At 69.2% G+C, this 19,966-nt stretch carries 16 protein-coding genes; 6 read left to right on the forward strand and 10 right to left on the reverse strand.

Annotated features, from left to right (window positions below):
- Window positions 1-65 precede the first annotated feature (65 nt).
- On the forward strand, window positions 66-689 hold the full coding sequence (locus FBQ73_RS14920) for a 2,3-bisphosphoglycerate-dependent phosphoglycerate mutase (RefSeq protein WP_138400282.1): 624 nt from the start codon (window positions 66-68) through the stop codon (window positions 687-689).
- Window positions 690-907: 218 nt separating this feature from the next.
- On the opposite strand, the gene yihA is transcribed toward FBQ73_RS14920, so the two are convergent.
- From yihA to FBQ73_RS22815, 3 genes are all read right to left on the reverse strand, one after another.
- Complete coding sequence (gene yihA, locus FBQ73_RS14925) at window positions 908-1,561, reverse strand: ribosome biogenesis GTP-binding protein YihA/YsxC (protein ID WP_138400283.1); 654 nt, start codon at window positions 1,559-1,561, stop codon at window positions 908-910.
- Window positions 1,562-1,670: 109 nt separating this feature from the next.
- Window positions 1,671-3,881: a transglycosylase domain-containing protein gene (locus tag FBQ73_RS14930; protein WP_138400284.1), complete on the reverse strand. Its 2,211-nt coding sequence runs from the start codon at window positions 3,879-3,881 to the stop codon at window positions 1,671-1,673.
- A gap of 271 nt (window positions 3,882-4,152) precedes the next feature.
- Complete coding sequence (locus FBQ73_RS22815; RefSeq protein WP_170218916.1) at window positions 4,153-4,815, reverse strand: hypothetical protein; 663 nt, start codon at window positions 4,813-4,815, stop codon at window positions 4,153-4,155.
- Window positions 4,816-5,110: 295 nt separating this feature from the next.
- Between FBQ73_RS22815 and FBQ73_RS14940 the strand changes: the two genes are divergently transcribed.
- Window positions 5,111-7,915, forward strand: coding sequence for a [protein-PII] uridylyltransferase (locus FBQ73_RS14940; protein WP_138400286.1), 2,805 nt, complete (start codon window positions 5,111-5,113; stop codon window positions 7,913-7,915).
- Window positions 7,916-8,141: 226 nt separating this feature from the next.
- Here FBQ73_RS14940 and mmsB read toward each other — a convergent pair whose 3' ends face one another.
- The 5 genes from mmsB to FBQ73_RS14965 form a co-directional block, all read right to left on the reverse strand.
- Window positions 8,142-9,041 carry a 3-hydroxyisobutyrate dehydrogenase gene (gene mmsB, locus FBQ73_RS14945; protein ID WP_138400287.1) on the reverse strand — a complete coding sequence of 300 codons (900 nt, stop codon included), beginning with the start codon at window positions 9,039-9,041 and terminating at the stop codon, window positions 8,142-8,144.
- A 306-nt stretch (window positions 9,042-9,347) separates the two neighbouring features.
- Window positions 9,348-10,490 (reverse strand): isobutyryl-CoA dehydrogenase, encoded by a 1,143-nt coding sequence (locus tag FBQ73_RS14950; RefSeq protein ID WP_138400288.1) that lies wholly within the window; start codon window positions 10,488-10,490, stop codon window positions 9,348-9,350.
- A 1-nt stretch (window position 10,491) separates the two neighbouring features.
- Complete coding sequence (locus FBQ73_RS14955) at window positions 10,492-10,917, reverse strand: type II toxin-antitoxin system VapC family toxin (protein ID WP_138400289.1); 426 nt, start codon at window positions 10,915-10,917, stop codon at window positions 10,492-10,494.
- Window positions 10,914-11,138, reverse strand: a complete 225-nt coding sequence (locus FBQ73_RS14960; RefSeq protein WP_138400290.1) for a FitA-like ribbon-helix-helix domain-containing protein — start codon at window positions 11,136-11,138, stop codon at window positions 10,914-10,916. Before FBQ73_RS14960 ends, FBQ73_RS14955 begins: the two co-directional genes overlap by 4 nt.
- An 84-nt stretch (window positions 11,139-11,222) precedes the next feature.
- The gene (locus FBQ73_RS14965) at window positions 11,223-12,719 is read right to left on the reverse strand and encodes a CoA-acylating methylmalonate-semialdehyde dehydrogenase (protein WP_138400291.1); all 1,497 of its coding nucleotides are present in this window, start codon (window positions 12,717-12,719) and stop codon (window positions 11,223-11,225) included.
- 243 nt (window positions 12,720-12,962) lie between these two features.
- Between FBQ73_RS14965 and FBQ73_RS14970 the strand changes: the two genes are divergently transcribed.
- A complete protein-coding gene (locus FBQ73_RS14970; protein WP_138400292.1) occupies window positions 12,963-13,883 on the forward strand; it encodes a LysR family transcriptional regulator in 921 nt (306 codons plus the stop codon).
- A 160-nt stretch (window positions 13,884-14,043) separates the two neighbouring features.
- Window positions 14,044-14,349, forward strand: coding sequence for a 50S ribosomal protein L28 (gene rpmB, locus FBQ73_RS14975; RefSeq protein WP_138400293.1), 306 nt, complete (start codon window positions 14,044-14,046; stop codon window positions 14,347-14,349).
- A gap of 115 nt (window positions 14,350-14,464) precedes the next feature.
- On the opposite strand, the gene FBQ73_RS14980 is transcribed toward rpmB, so the two are convergent.
- Window positions 14,465-15,241 carry an alpha/beta hydrolase gene (locus FBQ73_RS14980; RefSeq protein ID WP_138400294.1) on the reverse strand — a complete coding sequence of 259 codons (777 nt, stop codon included), beginning with the start codon at window positions 15,239-15,241 and terminating at the stop codon, window positions 14,465-14,467.
- A gap of 6 nt (window positions 15,242-15,247) precedes the next feature.
- Entirely contained in the window at window positions 15,248-16,468 is a 1,221-nt protein-coding gene (gene dapE / locus FBQ73_RS14985) for a succinyl-diaminopimelate desuccinylase (RefSeq protein ID WP_281278815.1), read from the reverse strand.
- A 171-nt stretch (window positions 16,469-16,639) separates the two neighbouring features.
- Here dapE and FBQ73_RS14990 point away from each other — a divergent pair, with 171 nt between their 5' ends.
- Both FBQ73_RS14990 and FBQ73_RS14995 read left to right on the forward strand, forming a co-directional pair.
- The gene (locus FBQ73_RS14990) at window positions 16,640-19,255 is read left to right on the forward strand and encodes a DUF3772 domain-containing protein (RefSeq protein ID WP_138400295.1); all 2,616 of its coding nucleotides are present in this window, start codon (window positions 16,640-16,642) and stop codon (window positions 19,253-19,255) included.
- 167 nt (window positions 19,256-19,422) lie between these two features.
- Window positions 19,423-19,965, forward strand: coding sequence for a CAP domain-containing protein (locus FBQ73_RS14995; RefSeq protein WP_138400296.1), 543 nt, complete (start codon window positions 19,423-19,425; stop codon window positions 19,963-19,965).
- Window position 19,966 lies beyond the last annotated feature (1 nt).

Below are 19,966 nucleotides of genomic sequence, written 5' to 3' on the forward strand. Positions count from 1 at the left end.
CGATTTCCCATCCGCAGATTTCCTAAAGCCGGGAGCCACGCCCGGAGACTACCCAGGAGCTTTCCATGTCCGACCGCATCCTCGTCCTCGTCCGTCACGGGCAGAGCGAGTGGAACCTGAAGAACCTGTTCACCGGGTGGCGCGACCCGGACCTCACCGAGCAGGGCATCTCCGAGGCCAAGCGCGCCGGCGCGCTGCTGAAGGCCGAGGGGCTGAAGTTCGACGTGGCCTTCACTTCCGATCTCACCCGCGCCCAGAAGACGCTGGGCCTCATCCTCGGCGAGATGGGGCAGGAGGGCGTGCCCACCACCCGCAACGTGGCCCTGAACGAGCGGGACTACGGCGACCTCGCCGGCCTGAACAAGGACGACGCCCGCGCCAAGTGGGGCGAGGACCAGGTTCACATCTGGCGCCGTTCCTATGACATCGCCCCGCCCGGCGGCGAGAGCCTGCGCGACACGGTGGCCCGCACGCTGCCCTATTATGTGCAGGAGATCCTGCCGTGCGTGTTGCGCGGCCAGGTGACGCTGGTGGCCGCCCACGGCAATTCGCTGCGGGCGCTCATCATGACGCTTGAGAAGCTCTCTCCCGAGGGCATCATGAAGCGCGAGCTGAACACCGGCGTGCCCATCATCTACAAGCTGGCGGCCGATTCCACCGTGGCGGAGAAGCGCGACCTGGTGGCGTGACGCCAGTGCCGGGCGTCCGGCACGGTTTAAGATTGAGGCCGCCGGCGAACCCTCCCCCGCGTGCGGGGGAGGGCAGGGAGGGGGCAGACCGTCTCCGCCATCCCGCCCGCCGGTGTCTTGCCCCAGCGTATTGCCCCCACCCCAACCCTCCCCCGCAAGCGGGAGAGGGGGCCGGCCGGTGCGGGGCGAGGGCGCTCCCCTCGAACCTGCCCTGAACCCTACCCCTGCTCGTGGAGCAGGCGGGCCACCGCCGCGCGCAGCTCGGGGAAGCCGGCACCGGTCTGGCTGGAGGTGGGGAACACCACCGGATAGGCCGCCGGCCGCCGCTTGATCTTCTCCTGAACCCCCGCGATCACGTGCGGCAAAGCGGTGGGCTTCACCTGGTCGGACTTGGTGAGGATGATGGCGTAGGACACCGCCGCCTTGTCCAGCAGGTCGAGGATCTCCTCGTCCACCGGCTTGATGCCGTGGCGGCTGTCGATGAGCACGAACACGCGGGCCAGGTTCACCCGGCCGCGCAGATAGGCCTTGATGGTGTGGGTCCAGGCCTCCACCTTCTCCTTCGGCGCCTTGGCGAAGCCGTAGCCGGGCATGTCCACCAGCGACAGTTCAGGCCCGACCCGGAAGAAGATCAGCTCCTGCGTGCGCCCCGGCGTCACCGAGGTGCGCGCCAGCGCCTTGCGGCCGGTGAGCGCGTTGACGAGGGAGGACTTGCCCACGTTGGAGCGGCCGGCGAGGGCGATCTCCATGCCGACCATGGGCGGCAGCACCTCCACGGTGGGGGCGGCCGTGACGAACTGCCAGTCGCCGGCGAACAGCAGGCGGCCGGTTTCCAGGAAGGGGTCGGTCGCGTCGGAAGCGGTATCGGTCATGAGGGCGTTATCGGGGAGCAATGCGCCCGGCGCAAGCGCTTGGTGTGAAGCCCGCGCGGCGCCTGAGCGTCGCCCTCTCGGCACCGGTCGAAGACCGGAGCCGTTGGCATTACTGCCGCTTGGCGCCCAGGAAGGTCTCGGCGAACCAGCGGTCGATGGTCATGGGCTGTTCCTGTTGGGGCGGCGGCGGCATCTGGCCCACCACGGCGGGCGGGCGATCATCCGGCAGGCTCTCCGGCGGCAGCAGGCTGCCCCCCGGCGCGCCATAGCCGGCGCCGCCGAAGCCGTAGGAGCGCAGCCCCCCCGGCAACTCGGCTACCGGTACGCCCTGGTGCGCGGTCTTCATCACCCGGCTCCAGATCTCCACCGGGAGGTTGGCGCCGGACGCCTTCCTGGTGGGGGATGAATCGTCGTTGCCGAGCCACACGGCGGTGACGTAGCGGGCGGTGTAGCCCACGAACCAGGCGTCGCGATAATCCTGCGATGTGCCAGTCTTGCCCGCCGCCTCCCAGCCGGGAAGGTCGGCGCGCCGGGCGGTGCCGCTCGACAGCGTCTCCATCATCATGTGGTTCATCATGGCCGCATAGGCCGGGTCCATGACCCGGCCGGGACCGGAGATGTTGCGCTGGTACAGCACCTTGCCGTCGGCGCCCTTCACCACGTCGATGACGTGGGGGATGACGCCGATGCCGCCGGTGGCGAACGGCACATAGGCGCCGGCCAGTTCCAGCACCGAGACTTCCGAGGTGCCGAGCGCGATGGACGGGTTGGGATCGAGCGGCGAGGCGATGCCCAGCCGCTTGGCCGTGGCCACCACCGCCTTGGGGCCGACCTCCAGCGTGAGGCGCACCGAGACCGTGTTCAGCGACAGGGCGAGGGCCTGTGTCAGCGTCACCGGGCCGCGATATTCGTGGGTGGAATTTTCCGGCCGCCAGCCCTTGAGCTGGATGGGGCCGTCCTCGCGCACCGTCTCGGGGGTGAGGCCGTGCTCGATGGCGGTGAGATAGATGAAAGGCTTGAAGGCGGAGCCGGGCTGCCGGCGCGCGGTCACTGCCCGGTTGTACTGGCTGTCGGCATAATTGCGGCCGCCGATGAGAGCCTTCACCCCTCCATCGGTGTCGAGCACCACCAGCGCGCCCTGGCCGACGCCGAACTTGGCGCCGGATTTGGCCAGCGTGTCCTCCAGCGCCTTTTCCGCCGCCTGCTGGAGGCCGGAATCCACCGTGGTGCGCACGGTGACGTCGCCGGGCAGTTCCTCGCCCACGAAGGACTCCAGCTGGTCCATGACCCAGTCGGCCACATAGCCCGAACTGTCCGGCATGCCGGCGCGAGCCAATTGGGCCGGGCGGGCCAAAGCCGTGCTCGCCATCTCCGGGGTGATCAGGCCCTGCTGGCGCATGGCGTTGAGCACCAGCCCGGCGCGCGCCTGCGCGCCCTTCAGGTTGCGGGTGGGGGCAAGGCGGGAGGGGGAATTGACGAGGCCGGCCAGCATGGCCGCTTCCGCCAGCGTCACCTGCCGGGCGGACTTGCCGAAATAGCGCTGGGCGGCGGCCTCCACCCCATAGGCGCCGGCGCCGAAATAGACCCGGTTGAGATAGAGGTCGAGGATCTCCGCCTTGGTGAACTTGTGCTCCAGCCATAGGGCCAGCACCAGTTCCTGGATCTTGCGGGAGGCGGTGCGCTCCTGGGTCAGGAACAGGTTCTTGGCGAGCTGCTGGGTGAGCGTCGAGCCGCCCTGGCGCAGCCGCCGCGAGGTGAGGTTGGTCACCAGCGCGCGGGCAAGGCCCTCGGGATCGAGGCCGAAATGGCTGAAGAAGCGCTGGTCCTCGATGGCCACGAACGCCTTGGGCAGATAGGGCGGCAGTTCGCCGATGGGCACGGCGACGCCGCCCATGTCACCACGGGTGGCGAGCGTCTTGCCGTCGGCGGCCTGCACGGTCACCGTGGGCGGACGCTTGGGGATCATCAGCGTCTGCATGGGTGGCAGCTTGGAGGCCTCCCACGCGATGACGCCGGCCAGCGCCAGCACCGCCCACACGCCGAGGATGAGGCCCCACTTGATTAGCCCGAACACCAGCGACCCGCGCCGCCGGCGCCGTGCCGGCTTGGTCTTCCGGGGCGGATCGGCCCGGCCGCGGCGGGGCTCGGCGGGAGCGGGTTTCGGTTCGGGGGCGGCCTTGGCGCGGGTGGCCCGGCGGGGCGGGTCCACCGGCGGCGGGGCGGAGCGGTCGCGGGCGTCGAGACGGATGTCGAACAGGCTCTCGGGGCGTTCCAGCACCGGTTCCCGCCTCATACCCTCGCCTCGTCCGCGTGCCGTCATGAATGATCCTGTGGCTTGAGACCCATGCCCGTGAGCTTTGCCCGTGCGCTTCGCCCATGGGCCGTGGGTCAAGCCCGCGCGGCGCCTGAGCGTGCCCACTTCGCGTGCGGCATCGGTCAGCGACCGAGGCCGTGCTCCCGTCCGCCGCACAGCGGGAGCCGTACCCCTTGCAACGTCCCTTGCAGCATCAAAATGGGGCGGAAGCGCAGCGCAGCGGAAGGCACCCTAACGGCAGCGGCATAAGGACCCGTTAAGGACGGCCCGGGGGGGCCTAGCGGCACCGGTCCCAGAAGCCGGTGCGCCGGTCCGGCGTGCGGTAGTACCAGCACATGCCGTTGGCCGGGGGCGGGCCGACGAGCCCTGCCGCCATGCCCGGCTGCAGCATGCCCAGTGCCCCGCCATTGGCCACCGGGCCACCGGGGCCCCAGCTCTGCGTGGGCGCGCGGAGGATTACCGGCGGCACTTGGTTCGTCAAAGGCCCTTGGTTCGTCAAAGGCCCTTGGTTCGTCAAGGGCACCGGGGGCGCGGCCGGCCGGAACGGCGCGGTTGCAGGGGCGCTCAAGGGGGTGGTGGAGGGGGTGCTCAAGGGGGTGGTGGAGGAGAGCGGCGGCAGCGGCGGCGGTTGAGTCACCGGGCCGGGGGCCGCAGCTGGCGGGGGTGGCGGCAGACGCCCGGTCCCGGCGGGCGCGCCCACCGGCTTCAGAGGCGCCATGGTGGGCGGCGTGAGGGGGCGGACCGCTGGACGTGCCAGCGGCACCGGCTTCGGTGCCGGCCGCACCACGGGCGCCGCCGGGGCGAGCGGGGCCGGGCGGGCGGGAATGCCGAGGGGAACCCCGACCTGGGCGGCCGAAGCCCCGCCGGCGCCCATGGCCAGGTTCGCCGCAAGACTCGCCAGCAGACCGGCCAGCAGCGTTCCCCGCCTTGCACCGCGCATCATCATCTCCAAGCGTCAGCCTCCATGATCGGCGGCAAGATAGGCCCTTTGATGGGCAGTGCGGCGGCGGGGATGAGGGGTTTCACCCCGTCGCACGCTGTGAACCTTCCGCCGCTTGCGGGGGAGAGGGGCGACGGTTCCACGGAAGGATGCGTTTTCATCACCTCACGCACTGTGCCCCCCCACGCTTGCGGCGCTTCGCATCCATCCCAGCCCACGGCCCCCTCGCGGGGCGGATGGGTTTGCGCTAAAGGTATAAGTTGACGTCACTCTTGCTGCCTTCAGATCGCCGAGCATGCCCATCGTCCGCACTCTCAAAGCCCATCGCGTCATCGGCGAACCGTTCGAAGGCACCAAGCTCCGGGTCGAGGCCCGCGAGATTGCCGCCGCCCACAAGGGCCGCGACCTCGACCTGCGCAATGCCGTGGTCGCCCGCCTCAAGAAGGCGCTTCACGACGGCCGCGCCGAGGCCGAGCGCCAGCTGAGGGAGGACGGCTGCGGGCGCTGCTGCTCCATGCGCCTCTCCGCCCTTCAGGACGCGGTGATCGCCTGTGCCCACGAGGTGGCGACCAGCTTCCTCTATCCGGCCGACAATCCCTCCCGCTCCGAGCGCATGGCGGTGGCGGCGGTGGGCGGCTACGGCCGGGGCATGATGGCGCCCGGCTCCGACACCGACATCCTGTTCCTCCTCCCCTACAAGCAGACCGCCTGGGGCGAGAGCGTGGCCGAGGCCATGCTCTACATGCTGTGGGATCTCGGCCTGAAGGTGGGCCACGCCACCCGCTCGGTGGAGGAGTGCCTGCGGCAGGCCCGCGCCGACTTCACCATCCGCACCTCCATCCTGGAGGCGCGCTACATCGTCGGCGACAAGGGCCTGTTCGAGGACCTGGAGAAACGCTTCGACAAGGAAGTGGTGGAGGGCACCGGCGCCGAGTTCGTCGCCGCCAAGATGGCCGAGCGAGAGGAGCGGCTGCGCCGGTCCGGCCAGTCGCGCTATCTGGTCGAGCCGAACGTGAAGGAGAGCAAGGGCGGCCTGCGCGACCTGCACACCCTGTTCTGGATCGCCAAATACGTCTACCGGGTGCAGACCACCGACGAATTGGTGCAGAAGGGCGTGTTCACCCGCGAGGAGGCACGCCTCTTCACCAAGTGCGAGGACTTCCTGTGGTCGGTGCGGTGCCACCTCCACTTCCTCACCGGCCGCGCCGAGGATCGGCTCTCGTTCGACGTGCAGCGGGAGATGGCCCAGCGCCTCGGCTATACCGAGCACCCCGGCCAGCGCGACGTGGAACGCTTCATGAAGCATTATTTCCTCGTGGCGAAGGATGTAGGCGACCTCACCGCCATCCTGTCCGCCGCGCTGGAGGCGCGCCACGACAAGCCGGTGCCGGGCCTGAAGGGCATGGTGGAGCGCTTCCGCGCCGGCTCGCGCCGCATCACCCTGAAGGAAACCCCGGACTTCATCCTCGACCATGACCGGCTGAACGTCATCGACGATCAGGCCTTCAAGCGGGACCCGGTCAACCTCATCCGCATCTTCCAGGTGGCGGACAAGCGCAACCTCGCGCTCCATCCCGACGCCACCCAGCTCGCCGCTCGCTCCCTCGCGCTGATCGATGCGGGCGTGCGCGAGAATCCGGAAGCCAACCGGCTGTTCCTGGAGATCGTCACCTCCAAGAACGCGCCGGAGACCGTGCTGCGGCGCATGAACGAGGTGGGCGTGCTCGGCCGCTTCCTGCCGGAGTTCGGCAAGATCGTCGCCATGATGCAGTTCAACATGTACCACCACTATACGGTGGACGAGCACCTGCTGCGCTGCATCGGCGTTTTGTCGGAGATCGAGCGCAAGGTGAATCCGGAGAACGGGCTCGCCAACGACCTCATGGGCACGGTGAAGAACCGCAACCTGCTCTACGTGGCGTTGCTGCTGCACGACATCGCCAAGGGCCGGCCGGAAGACCATTCGGTGGCGGGGGCGCGTATCGCCCGGCGCATCTGCCCGCGCCTGGGCCTGTCGCCGGTGGAGACCGAGACCGTGGTGTGGCTGGTGGAGCAGCACCTCGTCATGTCGCAGGTGGCCCAGTCCCGCGACCTGTCCGACCGCAAGACCATCGAGAACTTCGCGTCCGTGGTGCAGAACCTGGAACGCATGAAGCTGCTCACCATCCTCACCACCGCCGACATCAAGGCGGTGGGGCCGGGCACCTGGAACGGCTGGAAGGCCCAGCTTTTGAAGACGCTCTATTACGAGACCGAGCCGGTGCTCACCGGCGGCTTCTCGGAAGTGGACCGGGGCAAGCGCGTGTCTGCCGCCCAATCCCAGTTCCGCGCCTCCCTCGCCGACTGGTCGGATGAGAAGGTGGCCGCCTACGTCGCCCGCCATTATCCGCCCTACTGGCTGCGGGTGGACCTCGACACCAAGCTGCGCCACGCCCGCTTCATCGACGAGGCGGAAACCGCCGGCCGCTCCATCGCCACCCATGCGACGCTGGAGGCCGGGCGCGGCATCACCACCCTCACCGTGGTGGCGCCGGACCATCCCAAGCTGTTGTCCATCATCGCGGGCGCGTGCGCAGCGGCGGGGGCGAACATCGTGGATGCCCACATCTCCACCACCACCGACGGGCTGGCGCTGGACACCATCGCCCTGCGTCGCGCTTTCGATCGCGACGAGGACGAACTGCGCCGCGCCGGCCGCATCCAGGAGGCGGTGGAGCAGGCCCTCACCGGCGAGGTGCGCCTGCCGGAGGTAATGGCCCGCAAGATCCCCAAGGGCCGCCGCACCTTTACAGTGGAGCCCGAGGTGACGGTGAACAACGCCTGGTCCAACCGCCACACGGTGGTGGAGGTGTCCGGCCTCGACCGGCCGGGCCTGCTGTTCGCCCTCACCAACACCTTGTCGCGGCTGAACCTCAACATCGCCTCGGCCCATGTGGCGACCTTCGGTGAGCGGGCGGTGGACGTGTTCTACGTCACCGACCTCATGGGCGCGAAGATCACCGGGGCGGCGCGCCAGTCCACCATCCGCCGGGCGCTGGTGGCCGTGTTCGAAGGCCCCGCCGAGGACGAGGAAGCCCCGCGCCGCGCCGCGCGGGGGTGAGGCGGCGGAACGCGGCTCGAACGTTTTCCGCTCGCCCTGGCTTGCGGAAATCGTTCTAGAGCCTTGTGCTGATGCGTTTTCTTCACGCGAACCGGGAGCCACTTCGCACGACAACGCTTTTACGCGCGAAGCTTGCCCGCGCGCGCCTTAAGCCCGCGCGGCGCATGAGCGGACCCGCTCGGCCCTGGTCGAAGACCGGGAGCCGAAGACGGGAAGAAGTGGCCGATCAGGTCTCGTCGGCGCGGGTGCGGATCCACTCCACGATGCCGGAGAAGTCCTTGCCCTCGTTCCCCTCCGCCGCGAAGGCGGTGTAGAGGGCGGTGGCCGCCGCGCCCAGCGCCGTGGCCGCGCCCGAGGTCCCGGCGGCATCCTGCGACAGCTTCAGATCCTTCAACATCAGCGCCGCCGCGAAGCCCGGCACATAGTCGCGATTGGCCGGGCTGGTGGGCACCGGCCCCGGCACCGGGCAATAGGTGGTGAGCGACCAGCACTGACCCGACGAGGTGGAGGCGACATCGTAGAGCGCCTGGTGGGACAGGCCGAGCTTCTCGCCCAGCACGAAGGCTTCCGAGACCGCGATCATGGAAATGCCGAGGATCATGTTGTTGCAGATCTTCGCCGCCTGACCCGCGCCCGCGCCGCCGCAATGCACGATCTTCTTGCCCATCAGCTCCAGCAGGGGCTTTGCCGCGCCGAAGGCCTCGTCGGTGCCGCCGACCATGAAGGTGAGGGTGCCCGCTTCCGCCCCGCCCACGCCGCCAGAGACGGGCGCATCCACGCTGGCATGGCCCGCCGCCTTGGCCGCCTCATGGAAGGCGCGGGCGGAGGCCACGTCGATGGTGGACGAATCGATGAACAGGGTGCCGGGCCTGGCGGCCGCGAACAGGCCATCGGCGCCGGTGGTGGCGGCGACCACATGCTTGCCCGAGGGCAGCATGGTGATCACCACGTCCGATGCGGCCACGGCCGCCTTGGCGCTGTCTGCCAGCGCCACGCCCCGCGCCTTCGCCCCCTCCAGCGCCGCCGGGGCGAGGTCGAAGCCCAGCACGCTATGGCCGGCCTTCACCAGATTGCCCGCCATGGGCCCGCCCATGTTGCCGAGGCCGATGAATGCGATGGTGGTCATGTGTTTCCTCCCCGATGCTGCAGGGGGCCTGCCCCCTCCCCAGCCCTCCCCCGCACGCGGGAGAGGGAGCCGGCCGGTTCTTCCGGCCTCAATCTTCGTACCCACGACCTGGGGCCGGGAGCCGCGCAAACCCTCTCCCGCTTGCGGGGGAGGGCAGGGTGGGGGCTGCTGCCCATCCACCTGACGTGATGTCTCCGGGAAGGGGCTGCCCCCTCCCTAGCCCTCCCCCGCACGCGGGAGAGGGGGCGGACCGGTGCTTCCGGTCTGAATTACCTGCCCACGGCCGGCAGCACCCTCCCGCCCCGCTCAATTCCCCTGCGCGATCAGCGCGCGGGAGATGATGAGCCGCATGATCTCGTTGGTGCCTTCCAGGATCTGGTGGACCCGAAGGTCGCGCACGATCTTCTCCACCCCGTAATCGGCGAGATAGCCGTAGCCGCCGTGGAGCTGGAGCGCCTCGTTGGCGACATTGAACCCGGCGTCGGTGGCGAAGCGCTTGGCCATGGCGCAGAGCTTTGTCGCGTCCGGCGTCTTGGCGTCGAGGGCCGCCGCCGCGCGCCACAGGAAGGTGCGCGCCACCTCCAGCTCCGTGGCCATGTCGGCGAGGCGGAATTGCAGCGCCTGGAAGGCGTCGAGCCTTTGGCCGAACGCCTTGCGCTCGCGCATGTAGGCGAGCGTCTTGTCGAGGGCCGCCTGCGCCCCGCCGAGCGAGCAGGCGCCGATGTTCAGCCGCCCGCCGTCGAGGCCGGCCATGGCGATCTTGAAGCCGTCACCCTCGGCGCCGAGGCGGTTCGCAACCGGCACGCGCACGCCCTCGAAGATGACGGCGCGGGTGGGCTGCACGTTCCAGCCCATCTTCTTCTCGTTGGCGCCGAAGGAGAGGCCGGGGGTGCCCGCCTCGATCACCAGGGTGGAGATGCCCTTGGGGCCTTCCCCGCCGGTGCGCACCATCACCACATAGATGTCGGAGGCCCCCGCCCCCGAGATGAACTGCTTCTGGCCATCGACCACATAGTAATCGCCGTCGCGCACCGCCTTGGTCTTCAGGGCGGCGGCGTCCGATCCCGCGCCCGGCTCGGTGAGGCAGTAGGAGGCGATATGTTCCATGGTCGTGAGGCGGGGCACCCACGAATTGCGCTGGTCGTCGTCGCCGAAGCGGTCGATCATCCAGGTGGCCATGTTGTGGATGGAGAGAAAGGCCGCCGTGCCGGGGCAGCCGGTGGCCAGCGCCTCGAAGATCAGCGCCGCGTCGAGGCGCGAGAGGCCGGAGCCGCCCACGTCGTCCTGCACATAGATGCCGCCCATGCCCAGCGCGGCGGCGGCGCGCAGGGTGTCCACCGGGAAGTGCTTCTTCTCGTCCCACTCCACGGCGAAAGGGGCGATCTCGGCGTTCGCGAAATCCCGCGCCATCTCGCGGATGGCGATCTGGTCTTCGGTGAGCGTGAACATGTCAGGGGCGCCAGTGATCGAGGGGGAGGATGTTCGGCAGGCCGCTTTCGCCCCTGATCTTCTGGACCAGTCGGCGATCGGCGGTCACGAGCGGGCAATCGGCAGCGTGGGCAAGGCTGAGATAGATGCAGTCGTAGATGGGGTGATCCAGCCGGAACGACAGCGCCACAGCTTCGGGAAGCAGCGGCTCAACCGGAAAGAGCCGCTCGAAGAACGCAGGCAGCTGGGCGCAGATGTTGATCGCCTCGGTCACCGTCACCCTTCCCGTCCGGCCCTTCTTCCACAGGGCGTTCGCGACTTCCGTCTGGATCAGAACCGGCGCCAGCAGGGTGGCGCCGGAAGCGGCAAGGGCTTCGGCCTGCGCCTCGTCGCCCTCATCGAAGAACCATTTCAGCGCGATAGAGGCATCGACGATGAAGCGGCTCACTTGCTGCCTTCGCGGATCTCATCGAGGGTCAAGGGGGGAGAGGGCTTGGTGCGTGAGCGGAAATACCGCGACACCGCCACCCGCTCCTCCGGCGTGTAGGGCCGGTTCTTCTCCAGCAGGTTGCGGATTTCCTGCTCCAGCGAGATCCCGTTCCGCTTGGCTCGCTCCCGATAGACGTTGAGGGTCTCGTCGGGAATGTTGCGGATCAGCACCTGGGCCATGGCCCCCTCCTGCTCTCATCTCGTGCTATCAAAAATGATAGCACGAGATTTCAAGTACAAGGGAGCGCCGGTCCAGTCGCTCCGTCAGCCCATGGTGGGGATGACGAAGTCCGCGCCGTCCTTGATGCCCGAGGGCCAGCGGGAGGTGACGGTCTTGGTCTTGGTGTAGAAGCGCACGCCGTCCGGCCCGTGCTGGTTGAGGTCGCCGAAGCCCGAGCGCTTCCAGCCGCCGAAGGTGTGGTAGGCGAGCGGCACCGGGATCGGCACATTGATGCCCACCATGCCCACGTTCACCTTGGAGGCGAAGTCGCGGGCCGCGTCGCCGTCGCGGGTGTAGATGGCGACGCCGTTGCCGTATTCATGCTCGGTGGGAAGCCGCAGGGCTTCCTGGTAGTCCGGGGCGCGCACCACGGAGAGGACGGGTCCGAAGATCTCCTCCTTGTAGATGCGCATGTCGGCGGTCACGTGGTCGAACAGGCAGCCGCCCATGTAGAAGCCGTTCTCATAGCCCTGCATCTTGAAGCCGCGGCCGTCCACCAGCAGCTTCGCGCCTTCCTGGAGGCCGATGTCCACGTAGTTCTTCACCCGCTCCACCGCCTCGCGGGTGACGAGGGGGCCGAAGTCCGCCGCGCCGTCGGTGGAGGGGCCGATCTTCAGGTTCTCTACGCGGGGCACCAGCTTTTCCAGCAGCCGCTCGGCGGCGTCCTCGCCCACCGGCACCGCCACCGAGATGGCCATGCAGCGCTCGCCGGCGGAGCCGTAGCCGGCGCCGATGAGGGCGTCCACGGCCTGGTCCATGTCGGCGTCGGGCATGATGATCATGTGGTTCTTGGCGCCGCCGAAGCCCTGCACGCGCTTCCCGTTGGCCGCGCCACGGGCATAGATGTACTGGGCGATGGCGGTGGAGCCCACGAAGCCGATGGCCTGGATGTCCGGATGGTCGAGGATGCCGTCCACCGATTCCTTGTCGCCGTTCACCACGTTGAGGATGCCCGCCGGCAGGCCGGCTTCGAGCATCAGTTCGGCCAGCAGCATGGGCACGCCGGGATCACGCTCGGACGGCTTCAGGATGAAGGCGTTGCCGCAGGCGATGGCGGGGCCGAACTTCCACATGGGGATCATGGCCGGGAAGTTGAACGGGGTGATGCCGGCCACCACGCCAAGCGCCTGGCGCATGGAATAGATGTCGATGCCGGGGCCGGCGCCGTCGGAATAATCGCCCTTCATGAGGTGGGGGATGCCCACCGCGAATTCCACCACTTCCAGCCCGCGCTGGATGTCGCCGCGGGCGTCCGGCACGGTCTTGCCGTGCTCGCGGGCGAGCAGGTCGGCGAGCTTGTCATAGTCGCGCTGCACCAGCTCCAGGAACTTCATCAGCACGCGGGCGCGGCGCTGGGGATTGGTGGCGGCCCACGCCGGCTGGGCGGCCTTGGCGTTGGCGACGGCGGCGTTCAGCTCGTCGGTGGAGGCGAGGGCCACATGGGCGATCACCTCGCCGGTCATGGGCTGGTAGACGTCGGCATAGCGGCCCGACGTGCCGGGCACGTGCTTGCCGCCGATGAAATGGCCGATCTCGCGCATGATGGGTTTTCCCTTGTGGTGCGTTTCCGAGGATCTGATGCTTTTGAGCGAGGGCACCACCTGGGCGGCACCCTTTGTTGGCCGGCACATTGCCCTATCTTTTTGTGCACAGCTACGGCAATCTCCGCACCATCGATGTGCGTCAATTCACACCTGCGGCACCGGTCCTGGACCGGTTCCCGGCGTTTTACCCAAGCGCCGCGCGGGCGTGTCCGAGCCGCCGGGATCACATGAGGGGGAGCCGTGCGCGCGGGGGATTTCGACTGGTCGGACCTCACCTTCTTCCTCGCCGTGGCGCGGGCCGGGCGGCTGACGGCGGCCGCCGCGCGCCTCAAGGTGGAGCATTCCACCGTGAGCCGGCGCATCGGCGCGCTGGAGGAGGCGCTGGGGGCGAAGCTGTTCGACCGCCGGCCCCACGGCTACGGCCTCACCGCCGCCGGCGAGCGCCTGATGGCCGCCGCCGAGGGCATGGAGACCCTGGCGCTGGCGGCGCAGGGCGAGATCGGCGGGGCGGACCTGGGCGTCGCCGGCACCGTGCGCATCGGCGCGCCGGACGGCTTCGGCACCTTCTTCCTCGCCCCGCGCATCTCGGCGCTGGCCGACCTGCACCCGGAGCTGGACATCCAGCTCCTCGCCATGCCGCGCCTGTTCTCCTTGTCGAAGCGCGAGGCGGACATTGCCATCTCTTTGTCGCGGCCCAAGGAAGGGCGGCTCCATGCGCGCAAGCTCACCGACTACCGGCTGGGGCTCTATGCGTCGCGGGCCTATCTGGAGCGGCACGGCCCCATCGAGAGCCGCGCCAGTCTCCAGCGCCATCCCTTCATCGGCTATGTGGATGACCTGATCTACGCGCCGGAGCTGGATTATGTGCCGCTGGTGGCCAAGGATATTCGCGTTCGGCTGAAGAGCTCGAGCCTCGTCGCCCAGCTCACCGCCACCCAGGCGGGGGCGGGGGTGTGCGTGCTGCCGTGCTTCATGGCGGACCTGTTCGCCGGTGATCTGCCCGATGCCCTGGTGCCCATTCTGCCCGGCGAGGTGGGATTGACGCGCACCTTCTGGCTGCTCACCCACACCGACACCCGCGACCTCGCCCGCATCCGCGTGGCGGCGGATTTCATCGCCGGCGTGGTCCAGAAGGGCCGGAGCGTGCTGCTGCCGGGGTGAGGGATGGGGCGGCGTGCGCCGTGGCGTCCTCCCCATACCTTGACTGTCCGCCCCTATCCCCCTATACGAGCCGCTTCCCGATAGAGCGGGTGAGTGCGGCAGGGTCGTCTGGCCCCGCTTCGCGTTCCCCGCTGAAGACCAGATAAGAAGGACTTCTGCCATGTCCCGGCGGTGTGATCTGACCGGCAAGGGGGTTCTGAGCGGCCACACGGTGAGCCACTCGAACCACAAGACCAAGCGCCGGTTCCTCCCGAACCTGTGCAACGTCACCCTTGAGAGCGAGACGCTGAAGCGCACTATCCGCCTGCGGGTGAGCGCCAATGCTCTCAAGAGCGTGGATCATCGCGGTGGCCTCGACGCCTTCCTCAAGAAGGCTCGCGACGAGGAACTGTCCCCGCGCGCCCTCGAGTTCAAGCGCCTGATCGCCAAGGCTGCGACCGCCGAGGCGGAGACCGCCGCGGCCTGAAGCCGACCTTCGGGCTTCGGCCCGGTTTGACGAATCAACCCGCGGGCGGCAATGCCTCCGCGGGTTTTCGTCGTCTTGGGCGGGGCGTTTTGTTCCCGCCTTCGGTGGCCGAGCCTCAGGCCAGCTCGGCCACCGCGTCGGTCAGGCGCTCCAGGTCTTCCGGGCGGGACAGGCGGTGGTCGCCGTCCTTGATCAGGGAAAACACCACGTCATCCTCGGCAAGGCAGCTCACGAGGCGCATGGCGTGCTGCCATGGCACGTCCTCGTCATGCGCACCCTGGAGGATGCGCACCGGGCAGCCCACCGCGAACGGCGCGCCCAGCAGCAGGTGACGGCGGCCGTCCTCGATGAGGGCGCGGGTGATCACATAGGGCGAGTCGGAATAGGCGGACGGCTTCTCGAAACGCCCCGTGCTCTCGATGGTCGCGCGCACCTCCGGCGGAAACCCCGCCCACATGAGGTCCTCGGTGAAGTCCGGCGCCGGGGCCACCAGAACCAGCCCCTTCAGGCGCCGGTCTCCCCTTTTGGCCAGCAGCCGCGCCAGAAGCAGCGCGATCCAGCCGCCCATGGACGAGCCGATCACCACCTGATCGCCTTGGGTCTTGTGGTCGAATACCGCCACCGCCTCCTCCAGCCAGCGGGAGATGGTGCCGTCCTCGAAGGCGCCGCCGGAGGTGCCGTGGCCGGAATAGTCGAAGCGCACGTTGGCGCGGCCATGGTCGGCGGCCCAGCGGGCGAGGTGTTCGGCCTTGGTGCCGGTCATGTCCGACTTGAAGCCGCCCAGCCAGAACAGGCCCGGCGTCGCTCCGGCCAAAGCGCGCATGGCGATGTCGCGGCCATCCACATCGAGCCGGGAGAAGTCTTCGTCGAGTGTCGTTTCACCGGGCGTCATGGGAACTCACGCGAAGGTTGCGAAATAGCGGGCGATGATGCGGCCATAGATGGCGGTGAGGGCTTGGATGTCCGCCACCGGCGTCGCCTCGTCCACCTTGTGCATGGTGCGGCCCACGAGGCCGAATTCCACCACCGGGCAGATGTCCTTGATGAAGCGCGCATCCGAGGTGCCGCCCGAGGTGGAGGGCACGGGCCGTCGCCCGGTCACCTCCTCCACCGCGCCGGCGACCAGCTCCGTGAACGGGCCGGGGGCGGTGAGGAAGCTCTGGCTCGCCCCGGTCTGGAATTCGAGGTCATAGGTGAGGCCGGCGCCATCGATGCGGCGGATGATCTCGGACTTCAGCGTCGCCAGCGAGAAGTGGTCGTTGAAGCGCACGTTGAAGCGGGCGGTGGCCTGCGCCGGGATCAGGTTGAACACCGGATTGCCCACGTCCACCGAGACAACTTCGAGGTTGGACGGCGGGAAGAAGTCCGAGCCGTGGTCGAGGGGCGCGGCGGTCAGCTCGCCGATGAGCTTCAGGAGGCGAGGAATGGGATTGTCGGCGAGGTGCGGATAGGCCACGTGCCCCTGCACCCCCTTCACCGTGAGGACGCCGGAGAGGCTGCCGCGCCGGCCCACCTTGAAGGCATCGCCCAGGGCGTCGGGATTGGTGGGCTCGCCCAGCAGGCAATGATCGATGGTCTCGCCTTTCTCCTTCAGCCAGTCCACCACCTTCACCGTGCCGTCCAGCGCCGGGCCCTCCTCGTCGCCGGTGATGAGGAAGGAGAGGCTGCCGCGCTCCGGCCGGCCGAAGGCGAGCGCGGCGGCGAGGAAGGCGGCCACCGCCCCCTTCATGTCCACCGCCCCGCGCCCGTGGAGCACGCCATCCTCAACCGTGCCTGCAAAGGGGCCGTGGGCCCATTGGGCGGCATCGCCCTCGGGAACCACATCCACATGGCCGGCGAAGCACAGGTTGGGACCGGTTTCGCCGATGCGGGCGTAAAGGTTGGGAATGGGCACGCCGCCGGTTTCAAACGTCAGGCGCTCCACCCGGTATCCGGCGGCCTCCAGGCGCTGGGCCACCAGCTCCAGCGCGTGGGCCGCGTGCGGCGTCACCGAAGGCGCGCGGATCAGCTCGGCGGCCAGCGCGACGGGATCGGAGGCGGCAGCCAAGGGGGTGCCTTCGGGCGTGGCAATGGAGGCGGAAGGTGCAGTCTGGGGCTTGACGGGAGCGGCGCCGGTCATCACGAGAGTCTCTCTGCCTCCGGTTGCGGCCGGAGCATGCGAAAAGGCGAAAACGGGACGATCTTTATACCGGTTTTCGCGATTTCGAAGCCCTGCCGCGCCGCCTTTCTCTCCCATCCGCCACGAACATGCCGCCTTCAGGCGACAGGAACGCCGCCGCGGAGGTCTGATATGCATGTAACGAAGCCCGCGGCCGTTCTGGTCGCGCTCTTCCTGTCGATGGTTGTGTCGATGGTCCCCCTGGCCCCGGCTGGGGCGCAGACGGCGCAGGGGCAGGCCGCCCCGCACCAGAGCGTGCCCGCTGCGGGCGCGCCGGCTGCGCCTGCCGCCGGAACGCCCGCCGCTGGAACCCCTCCTGCCGCCGGAGCCCCGCCCGCCGCCGCACCTGCTGCCGCCGCGCCCGAAGCGGCCAAGCCGGTGGTGCTGCCGCCCGATCCGATGATCACCTCCGCCCGCGAGAAGCTGGAGGCGGCGCGCGCCACCCTGGATGCCCTCGACGCCACCCTGGCGCTGGAGGGCCTGCGTCCCAACGATCTCGACGAGGTGCGCCAGCGGCTCGACCCCGCCCGCCGCGACCTTGCGGCGGTGAGCGACCAGATTGCGCCCCGCGTCACTGACGCCGAGAGCCGGCTCAGCGGCCTCGGCGCCAAGCCGGCCGACGGCGCCACGGAAGATCCGGCGGTGGCCGCCGATCGCGAGCGCCTGCAAAAGATCAGCTCCGACCTCGGCGCGGTGCTGAAGCAGAACCGGGCGCTGCTGCTGCGCGCCGACCAGATCTCAGACCGCATCAGTACCCGCCGCCGGGCGCTGTTCACCGGCCAGCTGTTCGAGCGCTCGGACTCCATCCTCGATCCGGATCTTTGGGGTAATGCGCTGTCCTCGGTGTCGTCCGAGTGGCGGGCGGTCCATTATTTCGTCAACGACTGGTCGTCCTTCGCGCAGCGCCGCCAGGGCTCCCTCGCCCTGCTGGGCATCGTTGTGGGCGGCTTCGGCATCGGCGCCGCGGTGGTCCTGGGTGGACGCCTGCTGCGCCGCCGGCTGCGCACCCCGCCCCCCGGCCCGGGAGAGAGCTTCACCCGCCTGCGCTCCGCCCGCGAGGCGCTGAAGGTCCTCGTTCTCAACGCCTGCGTGGCACCCGCCGCCACCATGGCGGCCCTCGCCTTCCTGGGCGGGTTCGACGTGGTGCCGCCGCGCGCCTCGGACCTGCTGCACGGGCTGGTGGTGGCGGTCTTCATCAAGGCCATCGGCAATGCGGTGGCGCGCGCGCTGCTCGCCCCCGACGAGCCGTGGCGCCGTCTGCCGCCTTTGTCCGACGCCGCGGCGGCGCTCGCCTTCCGCTATTTCTCGTTCGCGGTGTGGACGCTGGCCATCGCGGCCTTCCTCAACGCCATGCACAAGGTGCTGTTCGCCCCCGTGGGCCTGACGGTGCTGACCAGCGCGCTCCTCGCCCTGTTCATCGCCGGCTTCATCGCCCGCTTCCTCGTGGGGGTGGCCCGCTCGGAGGATGGCGGTATCGAGGCCGAGGGCGAGGCCTCTCCGGCGGAGCAGGCGGCGGCCGCGTCCGGCAGTCGCCCGCAATGGCTGCGCCTCGTCATCTGGATGTCGGTGATCCTGCTCATCGGCGCCCTGGTGGGGGGCTATGTGAGCTTCGCCGCCTTCGTCGCGGCTCGCATGGTAGTGGCCGCTGCGGTGCTGGGCGGGCTTTACCTGCTCTACGCCCTCATCGATTCCTTCTTCGGGGAAGGGCTTTCGGCCGAGACGCCGCGCGCCCGCCACATGTCCAAGGCCCTCGGCCTCCAGCCCACCAGCCTGGAGCTGATCGGGGTGGTGCTGTCCGGCCTGCTGAAGCTGCTCTTGTTCGTGGTGGCCGCCTTCCTCATCGCCGGCAGCTGGGGCACCTCCACCGCCGACGTGATGGACACGGTGGAGCGCGCCTCCTTCGGCGTGCGCATCGGCTCCGCCACCATCACCCTGTGGAGCGTATTCTACGCGGTGCTGCTGCTGCTGGTGAGCCTGGTGGCCGCCCGCGCCTTCCAGCGCTGGGTCTCCACCGCCCTGTTGCCGCGCTCGGGGCTGGAGCCGTCGCTGCAATCCTCCATCGCCACCATCGTCAGCTATGTGGGCACCATCATCGCGATCATGATCGCCATGAGCGAGGTGGGGCTGAACCTTGAGAACATCGCACTGGTGGCCGGCGCGCTCTCGGTGGGTATCGGTTTCGGCCTCCAGGCCATCGTGTCGAACTTCGTGTCGGGCCTGATCCTGCTCGCGGAGCGGCCGATCCGGGTGGGTGACACCATCAACGTGAAGGGCGAGGAAGGCTATGTGCGGCGCATCTCGGTGCGCTCCACCGAGATCGAGACCTTCGAGCGCGCCACGGTGATCGTGCCCAACTCCGACCTCATCACCGGCATGGTGAAGAACTGGACGCACTCCAACACCACCGGCCGCATCATCGTGGCGGTGAACGTGTCCTATGACTGCGACGCGGAGGAGGTGCGCGACATCCTCGTCGGCTGCGCCTGCGACCATCCGCAGGTGCTGCAGACGCCGCCGCCACGGGTGTTCCTCACCAAGTTTGCCGATGCGGGCATGGCCTTCGAGCTGCGCTGCGTGGTGGCGAACGTGGACTACGGCCTGACGGTGAAGAGCGACCTGCATTTCCAGGTGCTCGCGCGCTTCCGCAAGGCCGGCATCGGCATGGCGATCCAGCCCTGGGCCTCGCTGTCGCGCGCCCCCGTGGACATGGTGCCGCCGCCGCCCGCGCCGCCCGATCCGCTCCAGTGAGGCGCCGGCGGCGGGCGCCAGTGCCGCCCGCTAACGCTTCCTCAACCCCGAGGGCGCACAAGGCTGGCGGTCCCCCGCGCGCAGGATCCGCCGAGATGGCGGGCTCCGGGCGAGGCGGGCGGGATGTCCAAGGGGCGAGGAGCCCCCGAACCAGCTGGAAGAGAGAAATGCGCGACCCGATCCTCCGCCGTCCCCTTCTCGCCGGTGCCGGGCTCGCTCTGCTGCTGACACTCGGCGCCTGCGGCACCACCGATACCCAGCTCGACAGCCAGCCGGCCTTCTACATCAACCTCGCCAAGACCGGGAAGCCGGTGGATGCGGCCGCGGCCGCATCCATCATCTCCGACTATCGGGTCGGGCGCGGGCTGAGCCCGGTGACCATCGACGACCAGCTCAACAAGATCGCTCAGGACCAGGCCAACGCCATGGCGCGGGCCGACAACCTCTCCCACGAGGTGGGCGGGCGCAATTTCATGACCCGCATGAAGGCTTCAGGGTACAACGCCTCCAAGGCGGTGGAGAATGTGGGCGCGGGCTATCACACCCTCGCTGAAGCCTTCTCCGGCTGGCGCGATTCCCCATCCCACAACAAGAACATGCTGGAGCCGGGGGTGAGCCGCATGGGCATCGCCACGGCCAATGCGCCCAATTCCAAGTACAAGGTCTATTGGGCGCTGGTGCTGGCCGAGCCGGACAAGAGCGCGCGGTGAC

Origin of the sequence: Xanthobacter autotrophicus (genome assembly GCF_005871085.1) — a bacterium.
Classification (GTDB): domain Bacteria; phylum Pseudomonadota; class Alphaproteobacteria; order Rhizobiales; family Xanthobacteraceae; genus Xanthobacter; species Xanthobacter autotrophicus.